This window comes from Neiella litorisoli, assembly GCF_014773395.1.
Classification (GTDB): Bacteria; Pseudomonadota; Gammaproteobacteria; order Enterobacterales; family Neiellaceae; genus Neiella; species Neiella litorisoli.
On sequence record NZ_JACXAF010000028.1, the window covers coordinates 57,517 to 63,771 of the forward strand.

The window sequence follows — 6,255 nt, forward strand, 5'->3', positions numbered from 1 at the left end:
ATGAATGACCGTTCGTGTGATTTACCCTGGCACATTTGATCCCATTACCAATGGCCATACCGACTTGGTATCGCGTGCTTCACATCTATTTGACCACGTGATGGTGGGGATTGCCGCCAGCCCCAGCAAGAAGCCTTGGTTCACTGTTGATCAGCGCGTTGCGATGGCCAAAGAAGCACTGCAAGCCTTGGATAACGTTGAGGTGGTTGGGTTTCAGGGGCTATTGGTGGATTTCGCCAAAGCCCATCAAGCTACCGTCTTGGTGCGAGGTTTGAGGGCGGTGTCCGATTTCGAATACGAGTTCCAACTGGCCAACATGAATCGCCGTTTAATGCCCGAGCTAGAGACGGTGTTCTTGACCCCTGCCGAAGAAAACTCGTTTATTTCGTCGACCTTGGTGCGAGAAGTGGCGCTTCACGGCGGCGATGTCAGTCAATTCGTCTGCCCTGCTGTGGCCAAGGCGTTACGGCTGAAAACCAAAGCAGGCTAACGCGCAACACTATCGTTGGCAGTGACCACAATAAACGGTGGTTCGCTGACCAACCTTCACTTCCTTGAGTTGCCGCTCACATTGAAAACAGGGCTTGCCGCCACGGCCGTAGACATACAGCGTTTGCGCAAAGTAGCCCGGACTGCCATCAACTTGTGAAAAATCTTTGAGCGTGGTGCCGCCCTGCTTAATCGCCGCGGCGAGCACCTGCTTGATGTGATCAGCGAGTTTTAAATAGCGCTGCAAACTAATTTTTCCCGCCTCACGAAGGGGATGAATACCGGCCCGAAACAAACTCTCATTGGCATAAATATTACCGACACCGACGACAATCTTGTTGTCCATAATAAAGTTCTTCACCGGCGACTTTCGGGTTCGCGATAACTCGAATAAACGATTGCCATCAAACCCGTCGGTTAACGGCTCAGGCCCAAGCGATGCCAGCAATTCGTGAGCTTCTGGCTGTTGATCGAACAATAAGCAGCCAAAGCGTCTGGGATCATTCAAGCGCAGCATATCGCCGCTGGCGAGGTGGATATCGACATGATCATGTTTGGCCGCGGGCGTGGTCACCGGCACCACTCGCAAACTGCCGGACATGCCCAAATGCAAAATGGCAGAGCCAACCTTAGTATCAATCAATAGGTATTTTGCGCGGCGTCGAACCTGCTCAATAGTTTGCCCCACTAACTGCTGAATCGCATCGGGTACTGGCCAGCGCAACCGGCTGTCACGAACCACGACGGCGGTAATGGTTTGCGCCGTCAAATGCGGCTCAATGCCCATCCGGCTGACTTCAACTTCAGGTAGTTCAGGCATATCAATTCCTATGGTTCGATGAGCACTTGCGCAAAATCGTCAAACTGCTGTTGGTTGAGTTGCCAGGCCCAATCACCATTGGCCGGTTGAATCCGCAACAACGGCTCATCGAGAATGAAAATAATCGGTTCTTGCTGCGCCAGCAGCTGCAAACGAATCATCTTATCCAGTGCGATGTTGGGATTGGCATCAGTGACCGGATAAGGTTCAAACCACAGTGTCAGCCAGCTATCGATTGCAGCCGCATCCCAGCTATCATCACTGGTACGCCAACTCGGGCCAAGACGGTCAATTTGACGGGCGGCCGTTTGAATAGATAACACTTGCGCAGACGGCGCGAGGATTGGCGATGCTTCCTCGGTTTCGAGAAATCGTTTTTGGGAGAAATTAATGACAATGATAAACAGCAGAATGGCGAAAATGAGAACATTGTTCCAGCCACGTTTTGATAGCTTTAGCGCCATTGTTCTCTCCTTCTTGGCCAAACAACCAGCCATGGCTCGCATTCCAAAGAGGCCCAAGCTTACCTTAATTCAGGCAATAAAAAACCCGGCATCGGCCGGGTTTTTCAATCTCAAGAAGACATCAAGATTTACTTGATTTTGCCTTCTTTGTACATCACATGCTTACGTGCAACTGGATCAAATTTTTTGATTTCAAATTTGCCAGGCATGTTGCGCTTGTTCTTGTCAGTGGTATAGAAGTGACCAGTACCAGCTGATGAGTTCAAGCGAATCTTTTCGCGTCCACCTTTAGCAGCCATGACTTAACTCCTTAAACCTTTTCGCCACGGGCACGCAGTTCAGCTAGAACTACATCGATGCCCTTTTTGTCGATGATACGCATACCTTTGGTAGAGATACGCAGTTTCACAAAACGTTTTTCTGATTCCACCCAAAAACGGTGGTTTTGCAGATTTGGCAAGAAGCGACGTTTGGTCGCGTTCTTCGCGTGCGAACGGTTGTTACCAGTAACCGGACGCTTGCCAGTGACTTGACATACTTTAGACATGTCGATTTGTCTCCGAAAATTCTTAATATGCTCGAGCGTACTGTATCCTGCATGTGGCCGTCGCCCAGGACACAAGAGGGCGCATTTTATACAGCGGAATGAATTTAAGATCAAGAGAAAACCGCCTTTTAGGCCGAAAATGATTAAAATTGCTTCACATTAGCTGTCGCTCTGCCATTGAGGTCACTGCACCTTGTGCCACCACTAAATGATCCAACACCGTGATATCAACCAAAGCCAGAGCATCTCGAATGGTTTGAGTGATGTGTATATCGGCATTGCTCGGTTCGGCCACACCGGATGGATGATTGTGGCATAAAATCAATGCGGCGGCATTGGCAGCAAGCGCCTCCTGCACCACAATTCGCGGATAAACACTGGCTTGATTAATGGTGCCGTGGAATAACTCCTTGTACTTAATCAAGCGATGTTGGCTATCAAGCAGCAGCACAGCGAACGTTTCGTTGGGCAAATGGGCTAACTGACTGGCCGCATAACGCTTGGCCGCCTCACTGCCATCAACCGCAACTCGGCTGAGCTCCGTCGCCATCACTCGGCGGGCCATTTCCATCACCGCCTGCAGTTGCACATACTTTGCCGTGCCGAGTCCCTTGGCCTGACAAAACTGCTGTTGACTCGCAGCCATCAAGTGACATAAATCGCCAAAGCCATCGAGCAATTGATGCGCCAGTTGCACCACGTTACATCCTGGCAACCCAGTGCGAAGAAAAATTGCCAATAGCTCGGCATCGGTTAGTGCGTTAGCGCCTTGCGCCAATAGCTTTTCGCGCGGCCGAATTGATTGCGGCCATTGATTTAATTGCATGCTTGCCTCCGTGCATCGATGCAAATTCCATGTTTGTGTGGCGGCTCGCTTTTGACGCTCACCGTTTGACTATAGCAGAGCATTAAGTCGGCGCAGCGAAGCCCACTCGCGAGTTGTTATGGATTCGAATTAACTATCAATTTTGAACAACTTGTGCAAAATTCGAACAAAACTGTAAAAACTCACTATTTTCTTTAAGCGTCAGATCACGCAGATCAATAAAGCTGTTTGCCAGCACGTACGAATAGCTTGAGGTGTGTGGTAAGGTAACGCCCACATACTTCGATTACGGGCCATTGTTTGTGTTAACCAATAAACGCATTTTAATTGGCATTACGGGCGGCATTGCTGCCTATAAAATTCCCGAACTTGTACGCCGATTGAAAGATCTAGGGGCTGATGTTCGTGTCGTCATGACGCCAGCATCAGAAGCCTTTATCACGCCGCTGACGCTACAAGCAGTATCCGGCCACCCGGTTGCCGATAGTTTGCTCGATCCAAACGCGGAAGCCGCTATGGGCCATATTGAATTGGCACGTTGGGCGGACTTGGTGCTGATTGCACCCGCTAGCGCTGATTTCATCGCCCGCTATTGTGCTGGCATGGGCAACGATCTGCTGTCGACATTATGCTTAGCAACCACAGCACCGGTGGTCATTGCGCCAGCCATGAATCAACAAATGTGGCAAGCCACAGCAACTCAGCACAACATGCAAGTGCTTGCCGAACGTAACGTGCCCGTTTGGGGCCCTGCTCAGGGCTCACAGGCTTGTGGCGAGGTCGGCCCAGGCCGAATGCTCGAACCCACTGAAATCCTCGCTAAGGTGCAAGATTTTCTGTTACCCGAACAGTTATTGTCAGGTAAGAAAATAGCCATTACCGCAGGCCCTACTCGCGAAGCACTCGATCCAGTGCGTTACATCAGCAATCACAGTTCCGGCAAGATGGGCTTCGCCTTGGCCGCAGAAGCCGCTCGGATGGGCGCCGAGGTCACCTTGATCAGCGGCCCAGTCAATCTGCCAACTCCAGCCGGTTGCCAGCGAGTGGATGTGACCAGTGCCCAGCAAATGCTCGACGCGGCACTCGCCGTTGCGACCGAACAAGATGTCTTTATTGGCTGCGCTGCGGTTGCCGATTACCGCGCCGCCAACGTCGCCAGTCAGAAAATGAAAAAACAAGGCGAGCAGCTCAGCATCGAACTGGTGAAAAATCCCGACATTATTGCCACGGTGGCCGCCCAGAGCGAAGCAACCTTTGTGGTTGGTTTCGCCGCTGAAACCCAGCAAGTCGAGCAATATGCCCGCAGCAAATTGGCAGCAAAAGGGCTCGATATGATTGCCGCCAACGATGTCAGTAACAGCAGCATTGGCTTTAACGCCGATGACAACGCCTTGACCGTGTTTTGGCCTAACGGCCAGCAAGCCATCGCTCAAGCCAGCAAACAACAAGTTGCCGCCCAATTGCTGCAACTTATTCAGCAACAGATACAGCCATAAGGTTTGATAACGCACCATGAAACCCATTGACGTCAAAATTCTTGATTCCCGTATTGGTACCGACTTTCCACTCCCTGCCTATGCCACTGACGGCTCTGCAGGTCTGGATCTGCGAGCTTGTGTCGATGGCCCGCTTGTCATCAGTCCGGGCGAAACCAAGCTCATCGAAACCGGCATTGCCATTCATATCGGCGATCCTAGCCTCGCAGCCACCATTTTGCCTCGCTCGGGCTTAGGCCATAAGCACGGCATTGTACTGGGCAATTTGGTCGGCCTGATTGACTCCGACTATCAGGGCCCGTTGATGGTGTCATGTTGGAACCGTGGCTCAGAAGTATTCACTATTGAGCCAGGTGATCGCATTGCCCAGTTAGTCTTTTTGCCAGTCGTCCAAGCGCAGTTCAATGTGGTTCAATCGTTTGACGAAACTGAGCGTGGCGAAGGTGGCTTTGGCCACTCAGGCAAGCAGTAAAGTAATCGTATCCGCTCCGACGTTAGGAGGTAACTATGTCAGAGACCAAAGCGCCGTCAGAGACCAAAGCGGCAGAACCCAAGATCAATCGCCGCGAGCACATTTTGCAGTGTCTGGCTCAAATGCTGGAAACTTCACCGGGGCAACGGATCACAACAGCCAAGCTTGCCGCCGAAGTTGGGGTGTCAGAAGCTGCGTTGTATCGTCACTTCCCGTCCAAAGCGAGAATGTTTGAGGGCCTGATCGAGTTTATCGAAGAGTCGATTCTAAGCCGCATCAATCTGATCTTGAGCGAACAGAAAGACACAATTCAGCGCTGCCAGTTAATTCTGCAACTGGTGCTGACGTTCGCCGAGCGTAACCCTGGCATCACGCGTCTGATGAACGGTGATGCCTTGATGGGCGAAAACGAGCGCCTGCGAGCACGCATTAACGCCCTATTTGAGAAGATCCAGACTCATATTAAGCAAGCGCTACGAGAAAAGGCCCTGCGCGAGGGCATTGGCTTCCGCCTTGATGAGGGGATGTTGGCCAACTTGCTACTGGCATACGCCGAAGGCCGGATTTCACAATACGTTCGCTCAGATTTTAAGGTACTGCCAACGCAGGACTTTAACGAGCAATGGGCATTCATGCGGCAACAGCTACTACAAAGCTAGCAGGTCGCAGAATTCAGCCGAAAGCCTCCAAAATTTGGGGGCTTTTTTGTCTCAACAGCTATTCCTCCTTCCCCTTAGCGCTTCTAATTAGTCTCAACTCATACACGCCGTGAATACATCCTTGTAGGCTCTACTGCAGCTTCCATGCTGCAGAAGGTCTTCGCCGAGACTAATTAGAAGCGCTATCCAGTTTAAGCTCACCACGGCAGAAGTAGCACACGGACGTGCTGCCTACGGACCGAAGGATGGATACCGTTCGTCCTGAACATCGCCGCTCCTGCGCATCCATGCGCCCACGGCATACCGTTCGTCCTGAACATCGCCGCTCCTGCGCATCCATGCGCCCACGGCATACCGTTCGTCCTGAACATAAAAAACCAGCCCGGAGGCTAATGCCAGTCAGTTAAGCTGACTGGCATTTTTCTTATTGGGATATTTTCGCGCCTTGTGCTTCACGCATCTAGGGTAAATTCTGTCTTCCC

9 protein-coding genes are annotated in these 6,255 nt (G+C 51.4%); 4 read left to right on the forward strand and 5 right to left on the reverse strand.

The window, feature by feature from the left end:
* Positions 1-4 precede the first annotated feature (4 nt).
* The gene (gene coaD / locus IC617_RS17115) at positions 5-490 is read left to right on the forward strand and encodes a pantetheine-phosphate adenylyltransferase (RefSeq protein WP_191146204.1); all 486 of its coding nucleotides are present in this window, start codon (positions 5-7) and stop codon (positions 488-490) included.
* Positions 491-499: 9 nt separating this feature from the next.
* Here the strand turns inward: coaD and mutM are convergent, their stop codons facing one another.
* The 5 genes from mutM to radC all read right to left on the reverse strand — a co-directional run bounded on the left by mutM (position 500) and on the right by radC (position 3,146).
* Positions 500-1,309, reverse strand: coding sequence for a bifunctional DNA-formamidopyrimidine glycosylase/DNA-(apurinic or apyrimidinic site) lyase (mutM, locus tag IC617_RS17120; RefSeq protein ID WP_191146205.1), 810 nt, complete (start codon positions 1,307-1,309; stop codon positions 500-502).
* 8 nt (positions 1,310-1,317) lie between these two features.
* Entirely contained in the window at positions 1,318-1,773 is a 456-nt protein-coding gene (locus tag IC617_RS17125; protein WP_191146206.1) for a hypothetical protein, read from the reverse strand.
* A 128-nt stretch (positions 1,774-1,901) separates the two neighbouring features.
* On the reverse strand, positions 1,902-2,072 hold the full coding sequence (gene rpmG, locus IC617_RS17130) for a 50S ribosomal protein L33 (RefSeq protein WP_087507669.1): 171 nt from the start codon (positions 2,070-2,072) through the stop codon (positions 1,902-1,904).
* Between the two features lie 11 nt (positions 2,073-2,083).
* Complete coding sequence (rpmB, locus tag IC617_RS17135) at positions 2,084-2,320, reverse strand: 50S ribosomal protein L28 (RefSeq protein ID WP_087507670.1); 237 nt, start codon at positions 2,318-2,320, stop codon at positions 2,084-2,086.
* A 154-nt stretch (positions 2,321-2,474) separates the two neighbouring features.
* Positions 2,475-3,146 carry a RadC family protein gene (gene radC / locus IC617_RS17140; protein ID WP_191146207.1) on the reverse strand — a complete coding sequence of 224 codons (672 nt, stop codon included), beginning with the start codon at positions 3,144-3,146 and terminating at the stop codon, positions 2,475-2,477.
* Between the two features lie 296 nt (positions 3,147-3,442).
* Here radC and coaBC point away from each other — a divergent pair, with 296 nt between their 5' ends.
* From coaBC to slmA, 3 genes are read left to right on the forward strand one after another with little or no spacing between them, the layout of a single operon-like run.
* Positions 3,443-4,642 carry a bifunctional phosphopantothenoylcysteine decarboxylase/phosphopantothenate--cysteine ligase CoaBC gene (coaBC, locus tag IC617_RS17145; protein ID WP_224746098.1) on the forward strand — a complete coding sequence of 400 codons (1,200 nt, stop codon included), beginning with the start codon at positions 3,443-3,445 and terminating at the stop codon, positions 4,640-4,642.
* A 16-nt stretch (positions 4,643-4,658) separates the two neighbouring features.
* Positions 4,659-5,114 carry a dUTP diphosphatase gene (dut, locus tag IC617_RS17150; protein ID WP_191146209.1) on the forward strand — a complete coding sequence of 152 codons (456 nt, stop codon included), beginning with the start codon at positions 4,659-4,661 and terminating at the stop codon, positions 5,112-5,114.
* A 35-nt stretch (positions 5,115-5,149) separates the two neighbouring features.
* Complete coding sequence (slmA, locus tag IC617_RS17155) at positions 5,150-5,773, forward strand: nucleoid occlusion factor SlmA (protein ID WP_191146210.1); 624 nt, start codon at positions 5,150-5,152, stop codon at positions 5,771-5,773.
* Positions 5,774-6,255: the final 482 nt, after the last annotated feature.